This window comes from Leclercia sp. G3L (assembly GCF_021117075.1).
Classification (GTDB): Bacteria; Pseudomonadota; Gammaproteobacteria; order Enterobacterales; family Enterobacteriaceae; genus Enterobacter; species Enterobacter adecarboxylatus_C.
This window is the reverse complement of sequence record NZ_CP088265.1, coordinates 1,911,554-1,937,121: the sequence shown is the minus strand read 5'-3', so window position 1 is coordinate 1,937,121 and position 25,568 is coordinate 1,911,554. Positions and strand designations below refer to the sequence as shown.

The 25,568-nt window shown below is 56.9% G+C and carries 19 protein-coding genes and 3 rRNA genes; 4 read left to right on the top strand and 18 right to left on the bottom strand.

Annotated elements, in window-relative coordinates:
• Positions 1-157 precede the first annotated feature (157 nt).
• Positions 158-1,137 (top strand): IS5-like element ISKpn26 family transposase gene (locus LRS40_RS10720; RefSeq protein ID WP_231313674.1). Its coding sequence is split into 2 segments (ribosomal slippage): positions 158-1,037 and positions 1,037-1,137, totalling 981 coding nucleotides; the frame shifts between segments, so codons are not numbered across the junction.
• Between the two features lie 330 nt (positions 1,138-1,467).
• Here the strand turns inward: LRS40_RS10720 and LRS40_RS10715 are convergent.
• The 6 genes from LRS40_RS10715 to LRS40_RS10690 form a co-directional block, all read right to left on the bottom strand.
• A complete protein-coding gene (locus LRS40_RS10715; RefSeq protein WP_231313673.1) occupies positions 1,468-2,103 on the bottom strand; it encodes a deoxynucleoside kinase in 636 nt (211 codons plus the stop codon).
• Between the two features lie 247 nt (positions 2,104-2,350).
• Positions 2,351-2,692 (bottom strand): DUF1971 domain-containing protein, encoded by a 342-nt coding sequence (locus LRS40_RS10710; RefSeq protein ID WP_231313672.1) that lies wholly within the window; start codon positions 2,690-2,692, stop codon positions 2,351-2,353.
• A 211-nt stretch (positions 2,693-2,903) separates the two neighbouring features.
• Positions 2,904-3,019 (bottom strand): 5S ribosomal RNA (gene rrf, locus LRS40_RS10705).
• 92 nt (positions 3,020-3,111) lie between these two features.
• Positions 3,112-6,028, bottom strand: a 23S ribosomal RNA gene (locus tag LRS40_RS10700).
• Between the two features lie 225 nt (positions 6,029-6,253).
• Positions 6,254-7,794: ribosomal RNA gene (locus LRS40_RS10695) — 16S ribosomal RNA — on the bottom strand.
• Together the 16S, 23S and 5S rRNA genes form the textbook arrangement of a ribosomal RNA operon.
• A gap of 441 nt (positions 7,795-8,235) precedes the next feature.
• Positions 8,236-9,609 (bottom strand): PTS transporter subunit EIIC, encoded by a 1,374-nt coding sequence (locus tag LRS40_RS10690; RefSeq protein WP_156264612.1) that lies wholly within the window; start codon positions 9,607-9,609, stop codon positions 8,236-8,238.
• 274 nt (positions 9,610-9,883) lie between these two features.
• On the opposite strand from LRS40_RS10690, the gene LRS40_RS10685 reads away from it, so the two are divergent.
• Positions 9,884-11,083 carry an enolase C-terminal domain-like protein gene (locus LRS40_RS10685; protein ID WP_231313671.1) on the top strand — a complete coding sequence of 400 codons (1,200 nt, stop codon included), beginning with the start codon at positions 9,884-9,886 and terminating at the stop codon, positions 11,081-11,083.
• Here LRS40_RS10685 and LRS40_RS10680 read toward each other — a convergent pair.
• The gene (locus LRS40_RS10680) at positions 11,071-11,790 is read right to left on the bottom strand and encodes a GntR family transcriptional regulator (RefSeq protein WP_142487068.1); all 720 of its coding nucleotides are present in this window, start codon (positions 11,788-11,790) and stop codon (positions 11,071-11,073) included. The genes LRS40_RS10685 and LRS40_RS10680 overlap by 13 nt on opposite strands.
• Before the next feature lie 35 nt (positions 11,791-11,825).
• The gene (locus LRS40_RS10675) at positions 11,826-12,665 is read right to left on the bottom strand and encodes an alpha/beta hydrolase (RefSeq protein WP_231313670.1); all 840 of its coding nucleotides are present in this window, start codon (positions 12,663-12,665) and stop codon (positions 11,826-11,828) included.
• Positions 12,666-12,853: 188 nt separating this feature from the next.
• Between LRS40_RS10675 and LRS40_RS10670 the strand changes: the two genes are divergently transcribed.
• The gene (locus LRS40_RS10670; protein WP_231313669.1) at positions 12,854-15,832 is read left to right on the top strand and encodes an autotransporter outer membrane beta-barrel domain-containing protein; all 2,979 of its coding nucleotides are present in this window, start codon (positions 12,854-12,856) and stop codon (positions 15,830-15,832) included.
• A 119-nt stretch (positions 15,833-15,951) separates the two neighbouring features.
• A complete protein-coding gene (locus tag LRS40_RS10665) occupies positions 15,952-16,569 on the top strand; it encodes a DUF2238 domain-containing protein (RefSeq protein ID WP_156264617.1) in 618 nt (205 codons plus the stop codon).
• Here LRS40_RS10665 and cobT read toward each other — a convergent pair.
• From cobT to LRS40_RS10615, 10 genes are all read right to left on the bottom strand, one after another.
• A complete protein-coding gene (cobT, locus tag LRS40_RS10660) occupies positions 16,553-17,602 on the bottom strand; it encodes a nicotinate-nucleotide--dimethylbenzimidazole phosphoribosyltransferase (RefSeq protein ID WP_231313668.1) in 1,050 nt (349 codons plus the stop codon). The genes LRS40_RS10665 and cobT overlap by 17 nt on opposite strands.
• Before the next feature lie 11 nt (positions 17,603-17,613).
• Positions 17,614-18,213, bottom strand: coding sequence for an alpha-ribazole phosphatase (cobC, locus tag LRS40_RS10655; RefSeq protein WP_185902390.1), 600 nt, complete (start codon positions 18,211-18,213; stop codon positions 17,614-17,616).
• A gap of 2 nt (positions 18,214-18,215) precedes the next feature.
• Positions 18,216-18,974 (bottom strand): adenosylcobinamide-GDP ribazoletransferase, encoded by a 759-nt coding sequence (gene cobS / locus LRS40_RS10650; protein ID WP_231313667.1) that lies wholly within the window; start codon positions 18,972-18,974, stop codon positions 18,216-18,218.
• Positions 18,971-19,516: a bifunctional adenosylcobinamide kinase/adenosylcobinamide-phosphate guanylyltransferase gene (gene cobU / locus LRS40_RS10645; RefSeq protein ID WP_231313666.1), complete on the bottom strand. Its 546-nt coding sequence runs from the start codon at positions 19,514-19,516 to the stop codon at positions 18,971-18,973. The genes cobS and cobU overlap by 4 nt, the downstream gene beginning before the upstream one ends.
• Positions 19,513-21,036, bottom strand: a complete 1,524-nt coding sequence (locus LRS40_RS10640) for a cobyric acid synthase (protein WP_231313665.1) — start codon at positions 21,034-21,036, stop codon at positions 19,513-19,515. Before LRS40_RS10640 ends, cobU begins: the two co-directional genes overlap by 4 nt.
• Before the next feature lie 31 nt (positions 21,037-21,067).
• Positions 21,068-21,619, bottom strand: coding sequence for a peroxiredoxin (locus tag LRS40_RS10635; protein WP_231313664.1), 552 nt, complete (start codon positions 21,617-21,619; stop codon positions 21,068-21,070).
• Between the two features lie 174 nt (positions 21,620-21,793).
• Positions 21,794-22,771: an ABC transporter ATP-binding protein gene (locus LRS40_RS10630; protein WP_231313663.1), complete on the bottom strand. Its 978-nt coding sequence runs from the start codon at positions 22,769-22,771 to the stop codon at positions 21,794-21,796.
• Entirely contained in the window at positions 22,768-23,745 is a 978-nt protein-coding gene (locus LRS40_RS10625; protein WP_142487078.1) for an ABC transporter ATP-binding protein, read from the bottom strand. The genes LRS40_RS10630 and LRS40_RS10625 overlap by 4 nt, the downstream gene beginning before the upstream one ends.
• Positions 23,738-24,583: an ABC transporter permease gene (locus tag LRS40_RS10620; protein ID WP_142487079.1), complete on the bottom strand. Its 846-nt coding sequence runs from the start codon at positions 24,581-24,583 to the stop codon at positions 23,738-23,740. The genes LRS40_RS10625 and LRS40_RS10620 overlap by 8 nt, the downstream gene beginning before the upstream one ends.
• A 6-nt stretch (positions 24,584-24,589) precedes the next feature.
• Complete coding sequence (locus LRS40_RS10615; RefSeq protein ID WP_142487080.1) at positions 24,590-25,543, bottom strand: ABC transporter permease; 954 nt, start codon at positions 25,541-25,543, stop codon at positions 24,590-24,592.
• Between the last annotated feature and the right edge of the window lie 25 nt (positions 25,544-25,568).

Below are 25,568 nucleotides of genomic sequence, written 5' to 3'. Positions count from 1 at the left end.
GTAAATAAAACTGGGTGGACGTATGAGTGTTTAATTTTCACTCACAAGATTTAGACCTGAACTCAAGACCAGGGAGCGAGCATACCTTGGGAAGGTGCGAACAAGTTCCTGATATGAGATCATCATATTCATCCGGAGCGCATCCCAGAGGGACATCATGAGCCATCAACTCACCTTCGCCGATAGTGAATTCAGCACTAAGCGCCGTCAGACCCGAAAAGAGATTTTCCTCTCCCGCATGGAGCAGATTCTGCCATGGCAGAATATGACCGCTGTCATCGAGCCGTTTTATCCCAAGGCGGGCAATGGCCGACGGCCCTATCCGCTGGAGACCATGCTGCGTATTCACTGCATGCAGCATTGGTACAACCTGAGCGACGGTGCCATGGAAGATGCCCTGTACGAAATCGCCTCCATGCGCCTGTTTGCCCGATTATCCCTGGATAGCGCCCTGCCGGATCGCACCACCATCATGAATTTCCGCCACCTGCTCGAGCAGCATCAACTGGCCCGTCAATTGTTCAAGACCATCAATCGCTGGCTGGCCGAAGCAGGCGTCATGATGACCCAAGGCACTTTGGTGGATGCCACCATCATTGAGGCACCCAGCTCTACCAAGAACAAAGAGCAGCAACGCGATCCGGAGATGCATGAGACCAAGAAAGGCAATCAGTGGCACTTTGGCATGAAGGCCCACATTGGTGTCGATGCCAAGAGTGGCCTGACCCACAGCCTAGTCACCACCGCGGCCAACGAGCATGACCTCAATCAGCTGGGTAATCTGCTTCATGGAGAGGAGCAATTTGTCTCAGCCGATGCCGGCTACCAAGGAGCGCCACAGCGCGAGGAGCTGGCCGAGGTGGATGTGGACTGGCTGATCGCCGAGCGTCCCGGCAGGGTAAAAACCTTGAAGCAGCATCCGCGCAAGAACAAAACGGCCATCAACATCGAATACATGAAAGCCAGCATCCGTGCCAGGGTGGAGCACCCGTTTCGCATCATCAAGCGGCAGTTCGGCTTCGTGAAAGCCAGATACAAGGGCTGCTGAAAAACGATAACCAACTGGCGATGTTATTCACCCTGGCCAACCTGTTTCGGGTGGACCAAATGATACGTCAGTGGGAGAGATCTCAGTAAAAACCGGAAATAACGCCAGAAATGGTGGAAAAAATAGCCTAAATAGGCTGATTCGATGTGTTTGCGGGAAAAAAATCGGCCCAGATCCGCGAAATTTTAATCAGCGAGTCAGCTTGGGAAGAAATGACCTGCTTATTCGCACCTTCCCTAGCTGACTAGTGTATTTAATCCTGTGGGCAGGTTCAGGTTAAGATTAACTGTATTAATTCTGGTCAAACCAAGCACGAGTTTTGAAAATCCCCGTGTCCTTGGTTCGATTCCGAGTCCGGGCACCACTATTTAAAGAAACCAGCCTACGGGCTGGTTTTTTGCTTTTGGCGAAACAGAATCTTATAACTTCTTCAGCTTCCCTATCACCGCATCTGCCAGCGCTTCAGGGCATGCAAATCCGGACTGGACCCGATGCGTCAGCAGCGTTGAGCCATACTGACGGGTAATTTGCGGCAGACAGGCGTCGTGAAAGACTTTAACGTCCTCAAAGTAGTCCAGCGTATATTTATCCTCCCCAGGCCGTGCTCGCGCCATACAGTCGTTAAAACAGGCCGTGGCGTCGCGATCGATATAGACCACCAAATCGATATGTGGATAGCGCCGCAGGTTATCCTTAATCTGGTAGAAATAAGACATATACCGGGCCGATGGCTGTTCAGTCATCAGGAAATTCACATGGCAGAACACGATGTCGCTGAACAGGGAACGTTCTATAACGTAGTTGCCTTCCGGGATGTTGTTTAACAGACGCTGGCGGGAAGCGGTGATATAGAGCTGAAAGGCCACTCTGGCGTCAGCATCGTGCGGGTTCTCAACGAACACCTGAAGCAGTTCAAGAAATACCGGATCTTCATCCACGGGCTCCTTTATTACACTCCAGTTTGCGCCTGTTTTTTCTGTTAACGCCGCCGCCAGAGGTACCAGCAGGGTGCTTTTCCCCGCAGCAATATTGGCCTCAATAGCAACGATCTTCACAGCGATCCTCCTGAAAATGGATCCGCTGAAGCAGGATCGGCCAGTCGATCGTGATTTATGGTCGGGCAAAATGGGGCTTCACAGGAGAGATATTCCTGGTATTCAGCCACGTGCAGCAGAAGTTGCTCCCCACAGGATTCCTGTTCGCCGTAGTCGACCCGCGTTGAAGAGTGTCTGAAGAAAGTGATCATAACGCTTTCACACCGTATGAAGGGGCTCCCTTATTAAGGATAAGGGAGCATCGGGATTATGCCTTTTTCGCGCTGTAAACTTCTTCACCGGAGAACGCCGGTTCAGCCCAGAAATTGATATTAAACTGCGCATCGTCGGTCATCTCAATACGGTGCCAGTACTGCGGTGGGCTGGTCGCAAAGGTGCCTGCGTTAATCACGACTTTTACTTCTGGCTCCGTCGCCTCTTCATTGGCGAAGCCGTAATAGGTTACAGTCCCTTCAATTACACAGAGCTGGCCAAAAATTCCGGCTGCGGTGTTGTGATGGCTCAGAAGCGCTGCGGGGACATTATCTTTAGTAAAGAAGGGAGTGGAACGTTTGATGGTCCAGTTTTTGGGAATTCTGTGATGGCTCATAAGTACCTCCGGCTTTAAACATGCATTTAAAATAAATCTTTATGTTTCGCCTGTAAAGTATTATTGATAATAAATCTCATTTACATGGAAGGTAACTCTACTGCAGAAAGGATAATAGCTTGTAGGCCGGGTAAGGCGCAGCCGCCCGGCGGGTTTTCCCGGCGCAACGCAAAAAGCCCATCCGTGAGGATGGGCTTTCGCGTGATTTGATGCCTGGCAGTTCCCTACTCTCGCATGGGGAGGCCCCACACTACCATCGGCGCTACGGCGTTTCACTTCTGAGTTCGGCATGGGGTCAGGTGGGACCACCGCGCTACAGCCGCCAGGCAAATTCTGTTGTTCACCCCGCCCGCAGGCGCAGTGACTAATCTGTATCAGCTGAAAATCTCTCAAATCCGCCGAAACAGCTTCGGCGTTGTAAGGTTAAGCCTCACGGTTCATTAGTATCGGTTAGCTCAACGCATCGCTGCGCTTACACACCCGACCTATCAACGTCGTCGTCTTCAACGTTCCTTCAGGAGCCTTAAAGGCTCAGGGAGAACTCATCTCGGGGCAAGTTTCGTGCTTAGATGCTTTCAGCACTTATCTCTTCCGCATTTAGCTACCGGGCAGTGCCATTGGCATGACAACCCGAACACCAGTGATGCGTCCACTCCGGTCCTCTCGTACTAGGAGCAGCCCCCTCAATTCTCCAGCGCCCACGGCAGATAGGGGACCGAACTGTCTCACGACGTTCTAAACCCAGCTCGCGTACCACTTTAAACGGCGAACAGCCGTACCCTTGGGACCTACTTCAGCCCCAGGATGTGATGAGCCGACATCGAGGTGCCAAACACCGCCGTCGATATGAACTCTTGGGCGGTATCAGCCTGTTATCCCCGGAGTACCTTTTATCCGTTGAGCGATGGCCCTTCCATACAGAACCACCGGATCACTATGACCTGCTTTTCGCACCTGCTCGAGCCGTCACTCTCGCAGTCAAGCTAGCTTATGCCATTGCACTAACCTCCTGATGTCCGACCAGGATTAGCTAACCTTCGTGCTCCTCCGTTACTCTTTAGGAGGAGACCGCCCCAGTCAAACTACCCACCAGACACTGTCCGCAACCCGGATTACGGGTCTACGTTAGAACACCAGCCATTAAAGGGTGGTATTTCAAGGATGGCTCCACGCAGACTGGCGTCCACGCTTCAAAGCCTCCCACCTATCCTACACATCAAGGACCAGTGTTCAGTGTCAAGCTATAGTAAAGGTTCACGGGGTCTTTCCGTCTTGCCGCGGGTACACTGCATCTTCACAGCGATTTCAATTTCACTGAGTCTCGGGTGGAGACAGCCTGGCCATCATTACGCCATTCGTGCAGGTCGGAACTTACCCGACAAGGAATTTCGCTACCTTAGGACCGTTATAGTTACGGCCGCCGTTTACCGGGGCTTCGATCAAGAGCTTCGCGTTGCCGCTAACCCCATCAATTAACCTTCCGGCACCGGGCAGGCGTCACACCGTATACGTCCACTTTCGTGTTTGCACAGTGCTGTGTTTTTTTAATAAACAGTTGCAGCCAGCTGGTATCTTCGACTGATTTCAGCTCCACCCGCAGGGGCTTCACCTACACATCAGCGTGCCTTCTCCCGAAGTTACGGCACCATTTTTGCCTAGTTCCTTCACCCGAGTTCTCTCAAGCGCCTTGGTATTCTCTACCTGACCACCTGTGTCGGTTTGGGGTACGATTTGATGTTACCTGATGCTTAGAGGCTTTTTCCTGGAAGCAGGGCATTTGTTGCTTCAGCACCGTAGTGCCTCGTCATCACACCTCAGCGTTAACAAGGTTCCGGATTTACCCGGAACCTCCGCCTACATGCTTAAACCGGGACAACCGTCGCCCGGCCAACATAGCCTTCTCCGTCCCCCTTCGCAGTAACACCGAGTACAGGAATATTAACCTGTTTCCCATCGACTACGCCTTTCGGCCTCGCCTTAGGGGTCGACTCACCCCTGCCCCGATTAACGTTGGACAGGAACCCTTGGTCTTCCGGCGAGCGGGTTTTTCACCCGCTTTATCGTTACTTATGTCAGCATTCGCACTTCTGATACCTCCAGCATGCCTCACAGCACACCTTCGACGGCTTACAGAACGCTCCCCTACCCAACAACACATAGTGTCGCTGCCGCAGCTTCGGTGCATGGTTTAGCCCCGTTACATCTTCCGCGCAGGCCGACTCGACCAGTGAGCTATTACGCTTTCTTTAAATGATGGCTGCTTCTAAGCCAACATCCTGGCTGTCTGTGCCTTCCCACATCGTTTCCCACTTAACCATGACTTTGGGACCTTAGCTGGCGGTCTGGGTTGTTTCCCTCTTCACGACGGACGTTAGCACCCGCCGTGTGTCTCCCGTGATAACATTCTCCGGTATTCGCAGTTTGCATCGGGTTGGTAAGCCGGGATGGCCCCCTAGCCGAAACAGTGCTCTACCCCCGGAGATGAATTCACGAGGCGCTACCTAAATAGCTTTCGGGGAGAACCAGCTATCTCCCGGTTTGATTGGCCTTTCACCCCCCCAGCCACAGGTCATCCGCTAATTTTTTTCAACATTAGTCGGTTCGGTCCTCCAGTTAGTGTTACCCAACCTTCAACCTGCCCATGGCTGAGATCACCGGGTTTCGGGTCTATACCCTGCAACTTAACGCCCAGTTAAGACTCGGTTTCCCTTCGGCTCCCCTATACGGTTAACCTTGCTACAGAATATAAGTCGCTGACCCATTATACAAAAGGTACGCAGTCACACCACAAGGGTGCTCCCACTGCTTGTACGTACACGGTTTCAGGTTCTTTTTCACTCCCCTCGCCGGGGTTCTTTTTCGCCTTTCCCTCACGGTACTGGTTCACTATCGGTCAGTCAGGAGTATTTAGCCTTGGAGGATGGTCCCCCCATATTCAGACAGGATACCACGTGTCCCGCCCTACTCTTCGAGTTCACAGCAAGTGTATCTTCGTGTACGGGAGTATCACCCTGTACCCTGCGACTTTCCAGACGCTTCCACTGACACACATGCTGATTCAGACTCCGGGCTACTCCCCGTTCGCTCGCCGCTACTGGGGGAATCTCGGTTGATTTCTTTTCCTCAGGGTACTTAGATGTTTCAGTTCCCCTGGTTCGCTTCGTTAAGCTATGTATTCACTTAACGATAGTGTGACGAGTCACACTGGGTTTCCCCATTCGGAAATCGTCGGTTATAACGGTTCATATCACCTTACCGACGCTTATCGCAGATTAGCACGTCCTTCATCGCCTCTGACTGCCTAGGCATCCACCGTGTACGCTTGGTCGCTTAACCTCACAACCCGAAGATGTTTCACTTCTGATTGCGAAAATTTGAGAGACTCTGACACACCGCTTATCTGCTCTTATTACGGAGAACAGACACGGCGTGTCGTTTCAATTTTCAGCTTGATCCAGATTTTTAAAGAGCAAAACTTCTCAATGCACTCGGAAGTACATTTAGAAGTTCATCATTCATCAGACAATCTGTGTGGACACTACAAAGGCAGGTTCTTTAAGGTAAGGAGGTGATCCAACCGCAGGTTCCCCTACGGTTACCTTGTTACGACTTCACCCCAGTCATGAATCACAAAGTGGTAAGCGCCCTCCCGAAGGTTAAGCTACCTACTTCTTTTTGCAACCCACTCCCATGGTGTGACGGGCGGTGTGTACAAGGCCCGGGAACGTATTCACCGTAGCATTCTGATCTACGATTACTAGCGATTCCGACTTCATGGAGTCGAGTTGCAGACTCCAATCCGGACTACGACGCACTTTATGAGGTCCGCTTGCTCTCGCGAGGTCGCTTCTCTTTGTATGCGCCATTGTAGCACGTGTGTAGCCCTACTCGTAAGGGCCATGATGACTTGACGTCATCCCCACCTTCCTCCAGTTTATCACTGGCAGTCTCCTTTGAGTTCCCGGCCGGACCGCTGGCAACAAAGGATAAGGGTTGCGCTCGTTGCGGGACTTAACCCAACATTTCACAACACGAGCTGACGACAGCCATGCAGCACCTGTCTCAGAGTTCCCGAAGGCACCAAAGCATCTCTGCTAAGTTCTCTGGATGTCAAGAGTAGGTAAGGTTCTTCGCGTTGCATCGAATTAAACCACATGCTCCACCGCTTGTGCGGGCCCCCGTCAATTCATTTGAGTTTTTAACCTTGCGGCCGTACTCCCCAGGCGGTCGACTTAACGCGTTAGCTCCGGAAGCCACTCCTCAAGGGAACAACCTCCAAGTCGACATCGTTTACGGCGTGGACTACCAGGGTATCTAATCCTGTTTGCTCCCCACGCTTTCGCACCTGAGCGTCAGTCTTTGTCCAGGGGCCGCCTTCGCCACCGGTATTCCTCCAGATCTCTACGCATTTCACCGCTACACCCGGAATTCTACCCCCCTCTACAAGACTCTAGCCTGCCAGTTTCGAATGCAGTTCCCAGGTTGAGCCCGGGGATTTCACATCCGACTTGACAGACCGCCTGCGTGCGCTTTACGCCCAGTAATTCCGATTAACGCTTGCACCCTCCGTATTACCGCGGCTGCTGGCACGGAGTTAGCCGGTGCTTCTTCTGCGAGTAACGTCAATCGATGAGGTTATTAACCTCACCGCCTTCCTCCTCGCTGAAAGTACTTTACAACCCGAAGGCCTTCTTCATACACGCGGCATGGCTGCATCAGGCTTGCGCCCATTGTGCAATATTCCCCACTGCTGCCTCCCGTAGGAGTCTGGACCGTGTCTCAGTTCCAGTGTGGCTGGTCATCCTCTCAGACCAGCTAGGGATCGTCGCCTAGGTGAGCCATTACCCCACCTACTAGCTAATCCCATCTGGGCACATCTGATGGCAAGAGGCCCGAAGGTCCCCCTCTTTGGTCTTGCGACGTTATGCGGTATTAGCTACCGTTTCCAGTAGTTATCCCCCTCCATCAGGCAGTTTCCCAGACATTACTCACCCGTCCGCCGCTCGTCACCCAGGAGCAAGCTCCCTGTGCTACCGCTCGACTTGCATGTGTTAGGCCTGCCGCCAGCGTTCAATCTGAGCCATGATCAAACTCTTCAATTTAAGTTTGATGCTCGTGAATTAAACTTCGTAATGAATTACGTATGTTCACTCAGAGACTTTGGTATTCATTTATTGTCCGAAGACATTAAGAATCCATGTCACTTTGAGTGCCCACACAGATTGTCTGATAAATTGTTAAAGAGCAGTGCAACGCGGCTTTCGCTCACCGTTGCGAGGTGGCGTATATTACGCTTTCCTCATTCAGAGTCAAGCGATAATTTCACGCTTTTCTCTGCTGACCCGGCGGCTTGTTTGCCGTTGTTCCGTGTCGATGGAGGCGCATTATAGGGAGTTCTCCCGGGGCCGCAACCCTTAAATGACAGAAAAATGACTGACTGCTGCATTCCCCAGCAAAACCCCGCCTTATACGCATTTGCCCACAGAGTTATCCACAAACGCGCTGATATTCCCTGCGACACATACGCTAAAACGGGTTCTGAATCACGCTGCGGCTTGCTCTTTCTTCACCAGAATGGTGGTTAACATAAAGGAGAGAACCAAAGATATCGCCACGCCTGCCAAAGCAAAGACAAAGTACGGACCTATATAAGCAGGCAAACTGAAGATGCTCGACAGAATGTAGCCATAAAGACGCACGCCGAAGAAGGCAATAAAAGCTGATGCCAGCGAGCTGGCCACCGTGGCGGCAATAAAGGCTTTCTTGTAGCGCGTCAGGACACCAAAGAGTGCCGGTTCGGTAATCCCCAGCAGCGCAGAGATGGCCGCCGACAGCGTAACGGTCTTCTCCTGACGATCCCGGCTCAGACGCCAGATAGCGAATGTCGCCCCGGCAATCGCCATATTGGCCATAAACATCATCGGCATCAGCATGTCGTAGCCGCGGTCACTAAAGTTCTGCAGGGCAATCGGCGTCATCGCGTGATGCATACCGGTCAGGATCGCCACCGGACGGATAGCCCCGACGATAAGTCCGGCGAAGCTGGCCGACACGCCAAACAGCCCTTCTATAAAGAAGGCGAGTCCTTTACCCAGCCAGATGCCAATCGGACCGATCACCACCAGCGCCGCCAAAGCGCCTATAAAGAGAGTAAGCGTCGGCGTGAACACGGTTTTCAATACATCCGGCATGATGCTGTCTACCCAGCGATGGATATAGCTCAATGCCAGCACTGAGAAGATCACCGGAATGACGCTCGAGGCATAGTTAAAGACGGATACCGGGATCGCATTCATTAACCAGAGAGCGCTGACCGCCCCTTCCTGATGCGTCGCCAGCGCTTTCGCTGCTTCTATTAAGGAGGGATACATCAGACAGGCGGCAACCGCCGCGGCAAGATACTCATTGGTCTTGAAGATCTTCGCCGCCGACACGGCGAGGAAGAACGGCAGGAAATAGAAGACGCCGCTGGCAATCAGGTCGATAACCATGACGGTATCGCTTTTCGCCGACACCACCTTCAGCGCGATCAGCCCGGCCAGCAAGCCTTTTATCATCCCGGCACCGGCAATGGCCGGGACAATCGGACCAAACACCCCCGAGACGGTATCCATAAAGAGGGAAACCAGGCTTTTACGCCCCTTTGTCGCCGTCGGCGCTGTATCAGCTCCCTGACCGAGCACATTAAGCATTTGCTCGTACCAGCTGTTCACCTTCGGCCCAATGATCACCTGAAACTGATCGCTCTGCAGCTGCGCGCCCAGCACCCCCGGCAGATTTTTGATCGCGGTCTGGTCGACTTTATTATCGTCGATGAGATCAAACCGTAGCCGCGTCATACAGTGCCAGACTTTATTAATATTTCCCTGGCCGCCGACCAGACGAATAATATTGTTGATGGCTTCTTGCGTCCCCATAAAGACTCCTGCCGGTATGGTTGTTGTTTTATTGATGCCACGAGAATAGATAAACCAACCAGGCAAAACAAACCAATAAAAGTTGACATCGCTCACATTTAACCATGCAAAGAGCCATAAAACCGCCATCAATCCAAAATTGGTATGGTTTTTAATTAAAATAGAATCAAATAACTGACCAAAATAAATAATAAAAAAACGGTTTACCGGCAAACATTTTTAGGGCGATGATATTCCCATTCTATATTTCCACAGAGCCGCAAAGGAGTTTCTCGTGACGCCTGTGATTATCAAAAATATCGAGTGTTTTATTACCCGTCCGGACCGTCATAATCTGGTCACCGTTCGCGTTACCACGGAGCATGGCCCCGTCGGACACGGCTGTGCCACCTTCCAGCAGCGCCCGCTGGCGGTTAAAACCCTGGTGGATGAGTATCTCAAACCGCTGCTGATTGGCCGGGATGCCAATAACATCGAAGATCTGTGGCAAATGATGAACGTGAACGCCTACTGGCGTAACGGTCCGGCGATGAACAACGCGATCTCCGGCGTGGATATGGCCCTGTGGGATATTAAAGGGCAGCTGGCCGGCATGCCGCTGTATCAGCTGCTGGGCGGAAAATCCCGCGATGCGATCCCGGCTTACAGCCACGCCAGCGGCGAGACGCTGGAGGAACTCTTTGCCTCCGTTGATAAACTGGTAGCGCAAGGCTATCGCCATATCCGCTGTCAGCTCGGTTTTTATGGCGGCACGCCATCGGCGCTGCATGCTCCGGAGAACCCGACGCCGGGTGCCTGGTTCGATCAGCATGAGTATATGGCAAATACCGTGGAGATGTTCCGCGCCCTGCGCGAAAAATATGGCCGGAAGCTCCATTTCTTACACGATGTCCACGAGCGTTTATTCCCGCAGCAGGCAGTGCAGCTGGCAAAACAGCTTGAGCCTTATCAGCCCTATTTTATCGAGGATATCCTGCCGCCACAGCAGAGCGCCTGGCTGGAACAGGTTCGCCAGCAGAGCTGTGTGCCGCTGGCGATGGGCGAGCTCTTCAATAATCCGGCTGAATGGCACGACCTGATCGTCAATCGCCGTATCGACTTTATTCGCTGCCACATCTCGCAGATCGGCGGCATCACCCCGGCACTGAAGCTGGCGCATCTGTGTCAGGCCTTTGGCGTGCGTCTCGCCTGGCATGGCCCCGGCGATATGACGCCTATCGGCGTGGCGGTGAATACGCACCTGAACATTCACCTGCATAATGCGGCTATTCAGGAATTTATTCCGCGTTCCAGGTCCACCAACAGCGTCTTCCCTGGCGCGCCTGAGGTGAAGGACGGGTTTGTCTATCCGCCGACAGCGCCCGGCATCGGCACCGGCTTTAATGAAGAGCTGGCCCTGGCATATCCGGTGGTCTATCGCCCGCACGAGTGGACGCAAAGCCGCCTGCCGGACGGCACCCTTCATACGCCCTGATTTTGTCGCCAGGCGAAATTATCGCGGTTATAGGGGCTGACCCAGGTGCAGGTGTAGTTGATATCGATAATATCGCTTACCTCAAATACCCGGCCCCCCTCCAGTATCCCGCGATTATTAATATGCATTGCCGGGCTGCCTTTTTTGCAGCCCAGGATCACCGCCTGCTCGCGGCTGACGCTGACCGCCCGGTAGGTGGTCAACATGTGGGATATGTTCATCCCTTTATTTAATACGTACTGCTGAATGGAACGCTCAATCGCCTGCTGATTAAGATCGGGAAAATCGGCGGCCGGCATGCTGGACACTTCCAGCTGTACGGGCTGGTCATCGACGTAGCGCAGGCGGCAAAAGTGCCAGATAAAACTCTCTTCATCGATGCCAAAGATCTGCTGCGCCGCACGATCTGGCCTCGTCTTATGCAGGCTGATCATCCGGTAGCGCATCTGATCGAATCGCTTTTCCGTGATCGAGTTGTAGATCAGTGGATTATTGCGCGCGTGCTCGTTGATCCAGATCCCCGATCCCTGCACGATCCGCACCACGCCAATACTGACCAGTTTTTCCAGCGCCTGGCGGATGGTGAAACGCGAGACGCCATACTCTTCGGCCAGCTGCCGTTCAGGGGGGAGTTTGCGTGGCCCCGCCGTGGTGTCCTGATAGATTTTGCTCAACAGATCCTGGGTCACAAACTCTTTCTTTTTCATTATTCGTCCTGAAGTCATTCAACGTTGATCACACATCAGCAGTCCGGCAAACCTTGCGCCAGCAGTCGCGGCCAGATGGCCGCCCAGTCCGAACCATGCTTCATCCCGCTGACTATCTCCGTTTGCACACATCTTCCCCCCACCGCCTGTTGAAAACGTCGGGCGACGGCGGGTGGCACGGTGGTATCGGCTTCGCCGCTGAAGTGGATCTGCGGCAGGGCGCGAAGCGCGGGAGCACCATCGATGGCGCTCTCGGCTGCGGGCATCGGGGTGACACGATGCAGGGCATTGACATACGCCACGTCGAGATTGCCAGCCACCGTGCGCAGGGAGCGCACATCATCCCGGCGTTCCGCCAGCAGGGCGGCGATATTGCCGCCCCCGGAGTAGCCAACCACATCGAGCTGCACGCCCGGATAGCGCAGGACCATCTGGTTGAGCGCCTCGTTCATCGCATCTATTACCACAGGCGAGAAGCGATCCTGCGTCCAGATATTTACGCGGCAGTTAGCCGGCAGCGGCGGCCCGATGAACTGGCAGGGCCGGGCAAGATAAAACACATTTGCCTGACTGTCCGCCGCGGCCAGCATCAGGCCGATCGGATGACGCGGCGTCGGATTATCAGAGGGCGTTGTGCGGCTCTTCCAGGCAAAGCCATCTCCTTCGACGTAGACCCGCAGGGATTGTACTGGTGGCGTAATCCGGTGCCAGGTAACAACAGGGAATGGATCTGTGTCAAATTTCTCACTGATCAGACCACTTTCATTGGCTATTTTATGCGCAGCACTGAGCGGCTCGGCGGTAATACACCCTGACAATAATAAAGATAAACTAATCAATATCGTTCCCTGCAAAATGTGAGGATATATCCTCATGCCGCACCAGCCTTAACTCAAATTATCAACATGACCAAATATGTGGAATGAATTCAACCGGAAATAATTAAGCAGTGCTTATTGTTTTCGGCAACAATTTGTATATTCTGCGCCCGAAGATATCGGATTAATCCGAAGAAATCACAATTGCATTTTGCACAAACATCGCAACTTTATGATGGTACACCATGGAAAAGAAACGTCTTAGCCAGCTGATCTCTCTGCTGGTGGCATCAACGACCGCGCAGGCCTACGCCACATCTCATGAATTAATTATCGACACACCAGCAAGCAGCGTTCAGATCGCTAACGCAAAAGAGTTAGTGCATATCACCCAGACGGGGAGCGTAACGGGCGCCCCGGATTCGGCCTTAACCGTTAATTCGGGAGTGACTGTCACAACGCTTATCAATGACGGCACCATCAGCGACGTTGTCAGTGTTCCATTATTTTTGAGCAGCAGTGTTGTGCAGATTGATGGAACCGTGGGTGAGCTTAACAATAACGGAACCATTTCCAGCCTCAATCAGTACCAGAATGGCAAAGTGGTTGCGGTAAGCGCATCGGGGATGATTAACACCCTCACCAACAGCGGCACCATGAAGGGCGTTCAGAATACTTACAACAATAACTACGACTTCAATTCATATAACAATGGCACGATAGACAATGCCGGGACCATTAATACCTTAATCAATACCGCAGAAGGTAAGATCTCTGGTTCCCGCGTCATCAGTAACCAGGGAACCATTGATACCTTAGCCAATGCGGGTGTGATCTCCTTCACCCCAGCCGAAAATAACGTCAACAGCGGCCAAAACAGCGCCATTTTTAATAACGGTACGATTGGCACGTTGCACAACACCGGTACGATTGACGGTGGTGCGACCGATAATTACGGCAGTTCCGGGATATATAACCAGAGCACCATTAATTCCATCGTCAATGATAATAAAATTAATGGCAGCTTCGCCGGTATTAATACCTATGGCACTATCGACACCATTGAAAATAACGGCCAAATCACCGGCAATTTTACCGCTATCTATAGCAACGGCGCCCTTGGTTCAATCATCAACAACGGTGAGCTGTCAGGCAACTCGAGCGGGATCTATATCTGGAACTACTACAACCAGAGCGCAACGACGCAGATTGTTAACAATGGCCTGTTAACGGGCGGCTATTATGCGCTGCTGGTCGGTAGCAATAGCAGCGATGGCGTGACCCTGACCAACAGTGGCGTTATTGCTGGTGAGATTTACGCCTTAAACGCGACAACATTAAACATTAACGGTGGCACCACCACCATGGGCACGCTGACCGGCCTCGAGGGCGCGACAGGGACCATTAAGGGTTCCGACGTGATATTCGGCACCGGCTCGCTGCTGCTGAACGATAATATCGTTACCAGCACGCCTGAATTCGGCCTGATGTCACTCCAGATGAGCGATGAGCAGCCTGTATCAAACGGCACCGTGGTGAACGAAGCGGCTTCCCTGCAGGTAAACAACAGCATCAACATCGCTGGCGATTACCATCAGAAAGCCGCCGCGACGCTGATTTCCGGTGTCTCCGATCTGGCGGATGCTCGCGGCGATCTGCTGGCCGATACCGGCTATGGCCGCCTCAACGTCACCGGCAATGCTATTATCGATGCGGGTTCCAGCGTTAATCTGCTGCGCACCGGCAGCACTTACCAGTTCGCCGAAGGCCAGCGTTATGTGGTCATCAATGCCGCAGGCGCAGAGACCGACTACCACGCCGATCGGCTGAATTACAAAGCCCTCGGCTATCGCGGTACGGTCAACGGCAGCGTCGCTGAACTGGATGAAAGCAAGGCCCTGGTGTTAACCCTGGGTGCAGAGCCGGTCATCATCGAGCCGGTAGAGCCTCAGCCAGAGCCAACACCCGAAGTCACCCCGCCGGTCGTGACAGAGCCCGACGTCACTGCCCCGATCGTTACGGTGCCAACGCCGCCGACGCAGCCTGCGCCAGCGGAACCTGCACCTGCTCAGCCGACCAAACGGGGTTATGCCACTATTCCGAGCGCCACGGCGGCACTCGGCGGGCTGGCGAACTACTCCGGTATCGCCTCCCCACAGCTGCTGAATCTGTACAACGCCTCCCTGGCGATTGAAGGTAAACAGGAAGCGAACCGCGTCGGGGAGCGTCTTTCTACCAGCCAGAACCTGAACACCAGCTCCGCAGCCACCGTTGCGACCTCTACTGCTCAGGCCGTAGTGGGTGCTCATATCGATGCCGTACGTAACCCGCAGGCCTCCGGCGCCAGCGGCGTGGCAACCGGTGATGACTACGCCAACAACTGGATCGTCTGGGGTCAGCCGTTCGGCGGTTACGCTCGCCAGGACAGCACCGACAACGTCAGCGGCTACACCGCGAAGTTTGGCGGCCTGATCATCGGTGCCGACCGCGCGCTGGGTGACGACTGGCGTCTGGGCGCAGCCCTGAACTACAGCAACACCTCCGTGCACGGTAAAGACAACCTGAGCGGCAACAACTCTACCGCCAATAACTATGGGGTAATTGCTTACGCGGGTTACACCGGCAATGCGTGGTACCTGAACCTCTCCGCAGGTCTGAACCGTCAGAACTACAGCTCCGTGCGTCGCGCTGATTTCACCGGCTTCTCCGGCGCTGCCCACGGCAAGTTCAACGGTCAGTCCATCACCCTGCAAAGCGAGCTTGGCTATCCAATTGCCCTGCCGGCTGACGTGGTCCTGACCCCGCTGGCGGGCCTGACCTATGGCTATCAGCATGTGGATGGTTACAGCGAAACCGGCGGCAACGGCATGGCGCTGGATGTCAGCAGCACCCACGCGCAGTCTGTGGTGAGCGATATCGGTGCCCGCATCGGGAAGACCTTCGCCACCGGCCTGGGTAACCTGACGCCGTTCGCCCAGGTCTCCTGGATCCACCAGTACGATAACCGTCAGGTCAGCAGCCATGCGACCTACGCCGCCGATGCTATCGGTGAAACCAGCTTTATCACCAAAGGGGCCTCTCCGGTGGAAGATATGGCGGGCGTAGCCGTGGGCACCACCCTGTATGACGCCAACGATCTGAGCCTCGACGCGCGTTACGATCTGCAGGCCGGCGACCGCTACCAGGCGCACACCTTCAGTCTGCGTGTACGCAAGTCGTTCTGATTGTTATGAACGATCAACGGGGCCACGCATGGCCCCGTTTTTTTATGCTCAGCTGCCAGACATTGTATTTTTCGCCGCGTCGGTCGATAGTGTCTGTTTTTACTCAACAGTTAACTCACATGACGCAAACTGCACTCTCCTCTGGATTAAAGGTCGGCGCGCTGCTTTTACTGCTGATCCTGATTTATACCGGTCTCTATACCGCGGACCGAACCACCTGGCTGATGGAGGTGACGCCGGTCATCATCATCGTGCCGCTGCTGCTCGCCACCCAACGGCGCTACCCGCTGACTCCCCTGCTCTACACGCTGATCTTCTGGCATGCCATCATCCTGATGGTGGGCGGGATGTACACCTACGCCAAAGTCCCCATCGGCTTTGACGTTCAGGAGATGTTCCACCTGAGCCGCAACCCGTACGACAAGCTGGGGCACTTTTTCCAGGGGCTGGTGCCCGCGCTGGCGGCCCGGGAGATCCTGGTGCGCGGCGGCTACGTCACTGGCCGCAAGATGACGGCCTTTCTGGTGTGCTGTATTGCGCTGGCGATCAGCGCCACCTACGAGCTGATCGAGTGGTGGGCGGCGCTGGCGATGGGCCAGGGCGCGGATGATTTCCTCGGCACCCAGGGCGATCCCTGGGATACGCAGTCCGATATGTTCTGCGCCCTGCTCGGCGCGCTCACCACGGTACTGCTCCTCGGACGATGGCATCAGCGGCAGATTACGCTTTCAGGCTGATCCCGCTCTCAGCCAGTACCCCCATCTGGCCATACATCGCTCCGGCGGCGCTGACGATCGACATCGCCAGCGCTGCCCCGCTCCCCTCGCCCAGACGCAGATCCAGGTACAAATAAGGGGTCAAGCCAAGGTGGTCTAACGCCCGTCGGGACCCTTTTTCCGCCGAGCAATGCGATGGGATGCAGTAGTTTTTCACCTCAGGCGCAAGCTGGCAGGCGGCCATCGCCGCGGCATAGGAGAGAAAACCGTCCAGCACCACCGGCAGCCCGCACGCTCCCGCGCCGAGAATGACCCCGGTCATCCCCACCAGATCGTAGCCGCCCACTTTCGCCAGTACATCGATGGCATCGCCGGGATCGGGCTGATTGACCGCAATCGCCTGACGGACAATCGCCTCTTTATGCTGGATCCGATCCGCCGGCAGGTTAGCGCCAATCCCCACCACCTCTTGCGGATCGCAGCCGCTGAGCACGCTGATAATCGCCGAGGCCGGCGTGGTGTTGGCGATACCCAGCTCGCCGGTGCCAAACACCGCGATCCCCTCTGCGGCACGCTGTTGCACCAGCCGGGCGCTGCGCAGCAGCAGCTGTTCGGCGTCATCACGACTCATCGCCGGGCCACGGGCGATGTTACCGCTGCCACGCCCCACCTTCAGGCTCAGCATCGTCTCGATCGGCTCGCAGTCGATGCCGATATCTACCGGCAGCACAGTCGCGCCACTGTTTTTCGCCAGCACGCAGACGCCGGAGGTGCCCTTGATCATATTCAGCGCCTGCAGGTGCGTTACCTGCTGCGGGCTGATGGCGACCCCCTCCTCGTAGACGCCGTGATCGGCGCACATCACAACGATCTCTTTTTGCAGATCGTCGAGCCGGGTTAAGCCCCGCATCCCCGCCAGCTGGATAGCCAGGGTTTCCAGCCGTCCCAGGCTGTTGAGCGGTTTCACCAGACCATCGATATGCTGTGCCGCCTGCGCCTGTTTGTTCTTATCCAGGGGCGTAATAGCGGCCAGCAGGTCATGTATTGTCTGCATCGGTATTGTTCTCATTCTTCTTCCCGGAAAGGGCTCCGGTCGTTAAAGGCGCGTAGCAGCATAAATCCGCCGCGATTTTCTACCATCGTGTAAGCATCCTGCCGGAAGGGGAAGTGCCACAGGGAGTCAGTCGGCATCTTTAACCAGTGGGCCAGCAGCAGGCTAAGTACGCCCTGGTGCGCCACGATCAGCATGTCGCCCGGCTCCTGGCGCTGGGTTAACTCGTCCGCCACGGCCTTCACCCGCCCGGCAAAGTGCGGGAAGGGCTCGCCGCCGCTGGGGGTGGCGTTTTGCCAGTCATCCAGCCAGCTCTGCCAGGCTTCGGGTTCCTCTTCGGCAATATGGCTGAAATGCCGCATCTCCCAGCGGCCAAAATCCATCTCGTTGAGCCGCGGATCGCTCCCGGTCACCGGGACGATCAATTCCGCGGTCTGCTGCGCGCGCTGCAGCTGGCTGGATATCGCCTCGCTGAACGACACCTCCGCCAGTAAAGCGCCCACCCGCGTGCTTTGCTCAATCCCCAGCGGCGTCAGGGGCACGTCGGTGCTGCCGTAGAACAGGCCGCTGGCGTTGGCCGCGGTTTGTCCGTGACGAACCAGAAAAAATCGCATGTTCAGACCCACATTAATGCCAGCAGAAAGACGATCTCTGCGGTTTCGGCCAGCGCCCCCAGGGTATCCCCGGTCTGCCCGCCGAGACGACGGCGGAGATAGTGCACCAGACCATAAATCACGACGTAAGTGACCAGCATCGCCGCCAGCCCGTGCAGCCCGCCGATCAGCCCCACAGCTATTGCCCCGCCCAGCAGGGTCAGCGCCGCATTACGGAAGCTCACCTGGCCGATATAAAGGCTGCCCATCCCTTCGCCTTCGCGGGCGTAGCGCTGGCCGTACATCCCCAGCACCAGCGCGGCGCGTCCGGCGATGGGGGCGCACACCAACAGCATGAACCACTCTTTGGTGGGAAGATGCGCCAGGCCAATCACGGCGAAGACTTTCAGCAGAATGGCAAACACCAGCGCCAGGCCGCCAAAGGTGCCCAGCCGGCTGTCCTTCATGATCTCCAGCATCCGCTCCCGGCTGCGGGCCGAGAAGATGCCGTCGCAGGTGTCGGCAAGTCCGTCCAGATGAAAACCGCCAGTGAGCAGCACCAGCGCCAGCACGTAAGCGGCGGCGGCAATATAGATCCCGCCGCCGGTCTGGCTCACCACCAGCGCCAGCAGCCCGGCCAGCGCGCCGATCGTCGCGCCAACCAGCACAAACCACGGCACCCCACGGGCCAGCTGGCGGAACTCCACCCCGTCGGCCCATTTTTCCGGTACCGGAATGCGTGACATCAGGCGCAGCGTCGCCCATAACATCGCTAAGCTCATTTAATTTTGACTCCAATCCCTGAGACCACCAGCCAGACCTCTTCTGCCGCCTGGGCCAGTTTCTGATTTGCCCGTCCGGCAATATCGACAAAATGCCGCGCCAGACGGTTTTCCGGGGTGATGCTCATCCCCAGCTCATTGGTAACGATGTACACCGGGGCGCGGGTCGCCAGGCAGGCGGCAATCAGATCGTCGATCTGCTGCTGCAATCCAGACTCCAGCGCCACAAAGTCCAGGGTGTCGGGATCGGCCCCGCCCGAGGCGTCGTACAGCAGGTTCGCCAGCATCGTGGTGATGCACTCGATCACCACCGCTTCGCCGGGTTGAACCTGCTGGTGGATAGCGGCCCCCAGATCGCGATAACGCTCCAGGGTGCGCCAGTGGGCGGGCCGCTGGGCGCGATGCCGGGCGATACGCGCCGCCATCTCCTCGTCGGTGACGGTGGAGGTGGCGATATATAAAACCTGCGAATAGTGGCGGGCGACCAGCCCCTCAACGTGGGCGCTCTTACCGCTGCGCGCCCCTCCGGTCACGACAATCATTCCTTGCACTCCTGATGCTCACGCATGATCTGATAGATTCTGGCGATATCAACGTGCTGGCGCATCGCCTGCGCCAGCTGGTCAAACTGCTGGTCTTTATAGCTGGCGTATTCTGGCGCGGTTTCGAGAGGAAGTAACCCTTTACGTGCCCGCAGGCTGTCCACCAGCGCGCGGGTAAAGGCATCGCTGTCGAACAGACCGTGCAGATAGGTGCCCCACACCAGCCCATCGTCGCTCACCGCCCCGTCGGCAACCTGCGCATTCTCTTTTTCCAGCCACAGCGCCGGCTGCGCCACGTCGGCCCGCGCGGTTTGCCCCATGTGGATCTCATACCCACGCACCGCCATTCCGGCGAGAGGGGCCAGCCAGCCGGGCAGCGACGCCGCCATCCGGGCGCTGACCTGGGTGGTAGTTTTGTGACGGGCAAACTGCGTTACGGTATCGAGCAGCCCCAGACCGGGCATCTGCCCGAGGCCGGATTCCACCTCATCAATCAGGGTGTCGCCCAGCATCTGATACCCGCCGCAGATCCCGAGCAGCGGCACGCCGTCCCGGTGTCGCTTCAGCAGGGCATGCGCCATCGCGCTGTCGCGCAGCCAGTTCAGATCGTGAAGGGTGTTTTTGCTGCCCGGCAGGATCAGCAGGTCGGCCTCGTCCAGCTCCCGCGGCTGGCTGACGTAGCGCACGCGTACGTCCGGCTGCGCCGACAGGGCGTTAAAATCGGTGAAGTTGGCGATATGCGGCAGGTGCACCACGGCAATGTCGATCTCGCGCGCCTGACGATGGCGCGTATTGCCCCGCTGGAGCGCCACGCCATCCTCCTCCTCCAGATCGAGATCCAGCCACGGCATCACCCCCAGCACCGGTACGCCGGTTAAGGACTCAATCTGCTGTAACCCGGAGTAGAGCAGCGCCACATCTCCGCGAAACTTGTTGATGATCACGCCTTTGACCCGCCAGCGCTCGTGCTCCTGCAACAACGCCAGGGTGCCGTAGATGGCGGCAAACACTCCACCCCGATCGATATCGGCCACCAGGATCACCGGACACCGGGCGATCTCCGCCATCCCCATATTGGCGATATCGCGATCGCGCAGGTTGATCTCCGCCGGGCTACCCGCCCCCTCCAGGACCAGGATCTGATGCTCCCGCGCCAGGCTCTGATACACCCCGGCGATCTGCTCCCGCAGGCGCGGCTTGAAGTCGTGATAGCGGGCCGCATCCATACTGCTTGCCACCTCGCCCATCAGCACTACCTGGGCCTGACCGCCCGCGGAGGGTTTGAGCAGGACGGGATTCATACGCACATCCGGCACAATCCCGGCCGCTTCGGCCTGCATGATTTGCGCCCGGCCCATCTCTTTACCGTCCGGCGTGATGCCGGAGTTGAGGGCCATGTTTTGTGATTTAAACGGCGCGGTGCGCCAGCCGTCCTGATAAAAAATGCGGCACAGGCCGGCGGCCAGCACGCTTTTTCCCACATCGGACGCGGTTCCCTGCAGCATTATTGCCTGGGTCATGCCCTCTCCTGTTTATGACACCCCCACGGCGCTACGAATGCGAATCGGCATACTGCTTAACGGCTGCCATCGTTTTCTGGATATGCGCTTCGGGGCTACGGTCGGTATAGCTCAGCAGGATTTTACCATCAGGCGCAATGACAAACGACGTGCGTTCGGAGAGGGTTTTGCCGTTCAGCTGCATCAGCGTCTGGTACTGCCTGGCGACCTTCGCCCCGGGATCGGCGGCAACGGTGAATTTATCGCGGCATTCTTTTCTGGAAAACTCATCCACCTGTTCGACATTCCCGGCGGTGACGCCCACCACGCTGGCACCGAGCCTGTTAAATTCGTCGGTGGCGTCGGCAAAGGCGTTGGCTTCGATGTTGCAACCCTTGCTGAACGCTGCCGGGAAGAAGTAGAGCACCACCGGCCCTTTTTGCAGCGCCTGTTGCAGGGAGAAGGTCAGAGGTTTTCCCGCCAGCGCGCCCTGCAGCGTGAAGTTGGGCGCATGGCTGCCTGCCTCGAGGGCAGCCTCAACGTGGGTGGTAAAGAGAGAGAGGGAAAGGACGACGGCGGCGGACAGGATCGAGAAGGGTTTCATGGTCAACTCCGGCAGAATGAAGGGGTTCTCTGAAGGATAGTCCGAAACGGTTTACGCGGTTGCCGTTGCCCGGCGGCGCTGCGCTTGCACGGGCCTACGATTTTGCACCGGGTTAAGGGTTTTGTAGGCCGGGTAAGGCGAAGCCGCCACCCGGCGGATGTTGGCACCTTACTCTCACACCTTAAACAACCAACAGGCCGCAAAATGGCCGGGAGCAATCTCCTGCATCGCGGGCGCTTCGCGTCGGCAGACCGGCATCACGTGCGGGCAGCGGCTGCAAAACTTACAGCCCGGCAGCACAGAGGTCGGGCCGGGGATCTCCCCGCGCAAGGTGGCCTGCTCCAGATTGCGGATCCGTGGATCGGGCTGCGGCACGGAGGCTAACAGGGCCCGGGTATAGGGGTGCGCCGGATGCTGATACAGGGTATCGGCGGGCGCTACCTCCACCAGCTTGCCGAGGTACATCACCCCGATGCGCGTCGAAATATGGCGCACCATCGACAGATCGTGGGCGATAAACAGATAGGTCAGCCCCAGCTCCTGCTGCAGATCCTGAAGGATGTTCACCACCTGCGCCTGCACCGAAACATCCAGCGCCGACAGCGGCTCATCGCACAGGACAAACTCCGGGCGCACCGACAGCGCCCGGGCAATGCTGATCCGCTGGCGCTGGCCGCCGCTGAACTCGTGCGGGAAGCGCTGAAGATGTTCCTGCTTGAGCCCCACCTTGTAGAGCAGGGTTTCGGTTCGCTCCCGCTGCTCCTCGCGGCTGTAGCCGTGGATCTGCATCGGCTCCGCCACCAGCTGCTGGACGGTCATCCCGGGATTCAGCGACGAATAAGGATCCTGGAAAATGGCCTGCATCCGCTTACGCAGCGGCTTGAGCTGCTTTTCGCTGGCCTGGGCGATCGCCTGCCCGGCAAAATCAATCTCGCCGGAGGTGATATCAAACAGCCGCAGAATGGCGCGCCCGAGGGTCGATTTGCCGCAGCCGGATTCGCCCACCAGGCCAAAGGTCTCCCCCTGGCGGATATCAAAGCTGACGCCGTCCACCGCTTTCACCACCACCCCTTTGCGCAGCAGGCCGCCGTTGAGAGTGAAGTGCTTATACAGGTCCCGCACGCTGACCAGCGGGGAATATTGTTCGCTCATGCCTGAACCTCCTTATCGGCCAGCAGCCAGCAGGCCGCGCGGTGCCCCGGTTCGGGGCTGTAAAACGCGGGCTGACGCTCGCACTGCGGCATCCGCTGCGGACAGCGTTCGGCAAACGGACAGCCCGGGGGCGGATTGAGCAGGCCCGGGGGCGATCCTTCGATGGGCGACAGACGATGGCTGGTCTGTTCCGGGTGCGGCAGGGACGCCAGCAGCCCCTGGGTGTAGGGGTGTGCCGGACGGTAAAAGATATCCTCCACGCTGCCCTCCTCCATCACCAGCCCACCGTACATCACCACCACCCGACTGCATACCTGAGCGACAACACCAAGATCGTGGGTGATCAGCAGGATGGCGGTGTGGGTTTTCTGCTGCAAACTTTTTAACAGCCGCAGGATCTGCGCCTGAATGGTGACGTCCAGCGCGGTAGTGGGTTCATCGGCGATCAGCAGTTTGGGATCGCAGGAGAGCGCGATGGCGATCATCACCCGCTGACGCATCCCGCCGCTGAACTCGTGCGGATACTGGTCGTAACGGCGCTCCGCTTCGGCAATGCCCACCTGCTCCAGCATGGCGATGCTCGCCGCGCGGGCCGCTTTTTTGTTCAGGCCTTTGTTACGCATCAGGATCTCAGCCATCTGTTTGCCGATGGTCAGCACCGGGTTCAGGGCGGTCATCGGATCCTGAAAAATCATCGCGATCTGGTTCCCGCGAATGGCGCGCATCTGCTCCGGGGTTTTCTGCGCCAGATCGTCATTGTCGAAACGGATCTGCCCCCCGGTGATGCGCCCGTTGCTGCCCAGCAGCTGGATAATGGATTTGCAGGTCACGCTCTTGCCGCAGCCGGACTCCCCGACAATACCCACCAGCTCGCCCGGCTGAACGTGAAAGCTCACCCCGCGCACCGCGTGGACATCGCCATCGCGGGTGCGGAAGGTGGTTTGCAGGTTGTCGAGTTCAAGTAAGTTATTCATCGCGGTTCGCTCCCGGCTCAAAGGCGGTGCGGAACACGTCGCCTAACACGTTAAAACTGAATACCGTCAGCAGAATCAGAATGCCGGGGAACATCGCCAGCCAGGAGGCCTCGCCGATATACGACTGGGCGTTATTGAGCATGCTGCCCCAGGAGGCGGCAGGCGCCTGCACCCCGAGGCCGAGGAAGCTGAGGGTGGATTCCATCAGAATGGCCGAGGCGATATTCAGGGTGGCGGCGACGATAATGGTCGGCAGCACGCCGGGGATGATATGGCGCAGGATAATCCGCAGCGGATGTTCCCCGGAGGCGCGGGCATAGAGCACATACTCGCGCTCTTTAACGGACAGCGTTTCGGCACGCACCAGCCGGGACATGTTCATCCACGTCAGCAGGCTGATGATCATGATGATGTTGTCCACGCCGGGCTTCAGGTACGCATTCAGTACCAGCAGCAGGAAGAAGGCCGGGATCGCCATCAGGATGTCGACCGCGCGCATCATCAGGTTATCCAGCCAGCCGCCGAAGTAGCCGCTTACCGTGCCGACTATCGTGCCGATTAGCGTCGAAAAGACCATCGCCAGACAGCCGACCATCAGCGAGATCTGCCCGCCGTACAGGGCGCGGGTAAAGTAGTCGCGTCCGTACTCGTCGGTGCCGAACCAGTGGGCACCATCCGGCGGCAGGGTGCGCGCACCCAGCGACATCCGATCCGGATCGTACGGGCTCAGCCCGGCGCACAGTGCGGCGGCGATAAAGATAAAGAGTACAAAAAGCGAGAACTGCGCCGGACGATTGCGGCGCAGCTGGTGACGAACCTGTTGCCAGCGTCTGCTCATCCGGGATTACCTCAGGGTACGTATGCGGGGATCGGCGAAGCGATATAACAGATCGGCGATCAGGTTGCCGACGATCAGCATCAGCGACGAGAGCATGATGATCGCCATAATCAGCGGGTAGTCGAGGGAGGTGATCGACTGGATCCCCAGCAGCCCCATCCCCGGCCAGGAGAAGACGCTCTCGGTGACATAGGCTCCGACAACCAGCTCGCCAAACGACAGGCCAAACAGGGTGATCACCGGTAGCAGCACGTTTTTCAGCACATGGCGGAACAGGATGCTGGAACGGGTGGCTCCATAGGCCAGCTGGGTCTGCACGTAGTCTGCCGAAAGCTGCGAAATGGTATTAGAGCGGATGTAGCGCACGTAGCTGGAGAGGTTATAGAAGGTAAGCGCAATGCACGGCAGCACGCCATGGCGCACCACGTCCAGCCAGTTATCCTCCATGCCGATGGTGCGCATCCCCATGCTGGGGAACCAGTTGAGCTGCACGGCAAAGACGGTGATCAGCAGAATACCAAACCAGAAGATCGGCACCGAGATGCCAATATAGGCGAACAGGTTCAGAACATGATCCAGCCAGCGGTGCTTAAACGCCCCGGCCAGCAGCCCCAGCGGAATGGCGAGGATAATCGCCATCAGCAGCGAGGCCCCCATCAGCCCAAGGGTGGCCGGAATGCGCTCGGCAATCATCGCCAGCACCGGGCGGTGATAGATCAGCGAATAGCCCAGATCCCCCTGCAAAATATTTTTCAGCCACAGAAAATATTGCGTCACCAGCGGCTTATCCAGCCCCAGACTCTGGCGAATACGCTCGATATCCTCTGGCGCCATGCGCGGGGTGATGTACGCCGCCACCGGATCGCCCGGGGCGAGTTTGACCAGCAAAAACGCCACCAGCGAGATAAAGAACAGCATCGGCACCAGTTGCAGCAGCCGACGCATCAGTAGTGTGTTCACGACATGCCCTTACTACTTACCCAAC

Coding starts and splice junctions, on each gene's coding strand:
- LRS40_RS10620 (WP_142487079.1), bottom strand. CDS start 24,583: ATGAGCAGACGCTGGCAACAGGTTCGTCACCAGCTGCGCCGCAATCGT.
- LRS40_RS10690 (WP_156264612.1), bottom strand. CDS start 9,609: ATGGGGACGCAAGAAGCCATCAACAATATTATTCGTCTGGTCGGCGGC.
- LRS40_RS10625 (WP_142487078.1), bottom strand. CDS start 23,745: ATGAATAACTTACTTGAACTCGACAACCTGCAAACCACCTTCCGCACC.
- cobT (WP_231313668.1), bottom strand. CDS start 17,602: ATGCAGACAATACATGACCTGCTGGCCGCTATTACGCCCCTGGATAAG.
- LRS40_RS10710 (WP_231313672.1), bottom strand. CDS start 2,692: ATGAGCCATCACAGAATTCCCAAAAACTGGACCATCAAACGTTCCACT.
- LRS40_RS10675 (WP_231313670.1), bottom strand. CDS start 12,665: ATGAGGATATATCCTCACATTTTGCAGGGAACGATATTGATTAGTTTA.
- LRS40_RS10670 (WP_231313669.1), top strand. CDS start 12,854: ATGGAAAAGAAACGTCTTAGCCAGCTGATCTCTCTGCTGGTGGCATCA.
- cobS (WP_231313667.1), bottom strand. CDS start 18,974: ATGAGCTTAGCGATGTTATGGGCGACGCTGCGCCTGATGTCACGCATT.
- LRS40_RS10640 (WP_231313665.1), bottom strand. CDS start 21,036: ATGACCCAGGCAATAATGCTGCAGGGAACCGCGTCCGATGTGGGAAAA.
- LRS40_RS10635 (WP_231313664.1), bottom strand. CDS start 21,619: ATGAAACCCTTCTCGATCCTGTCCGCCGCCGTCGTCCTTTCCCTCTCT.
- cobU (WP_231313666.1), bottom strand. CDS start 19,516: ATGATTGTCGTGACCGGAGGGGCGCGCAGCGGTAAGAGCGCCCACGTT.
- LRS40_RS10630 (WP_231313663.1), bottom strand. CDS start 22,771: ATGAGCGAACAATATTCCCCGCTGGTCAGCGTGCGGGACCTGTATAAG.
- LRS40_RS10665 (WP_156264617.1), top strand. CDS start 15,952: ATGACGCAAACTGCACTCTCCTCTGGATTAAAGGTCGGCGCGCTGCTT.
- LRS40_RS10680 (WP_142487068.1), bottom strand. CDS start 11,790: ATGAAAAAGAAAGAGTTTGTGACCCAGGATCTGTTGAGCAAAATCTAT.
- cobC (WP_185902390.1), bottom strand. CDS start 18,213: ATGCGATTTTTTCTGGTTCGTCACGGACAAACCGCGGCCAACGCCAGC.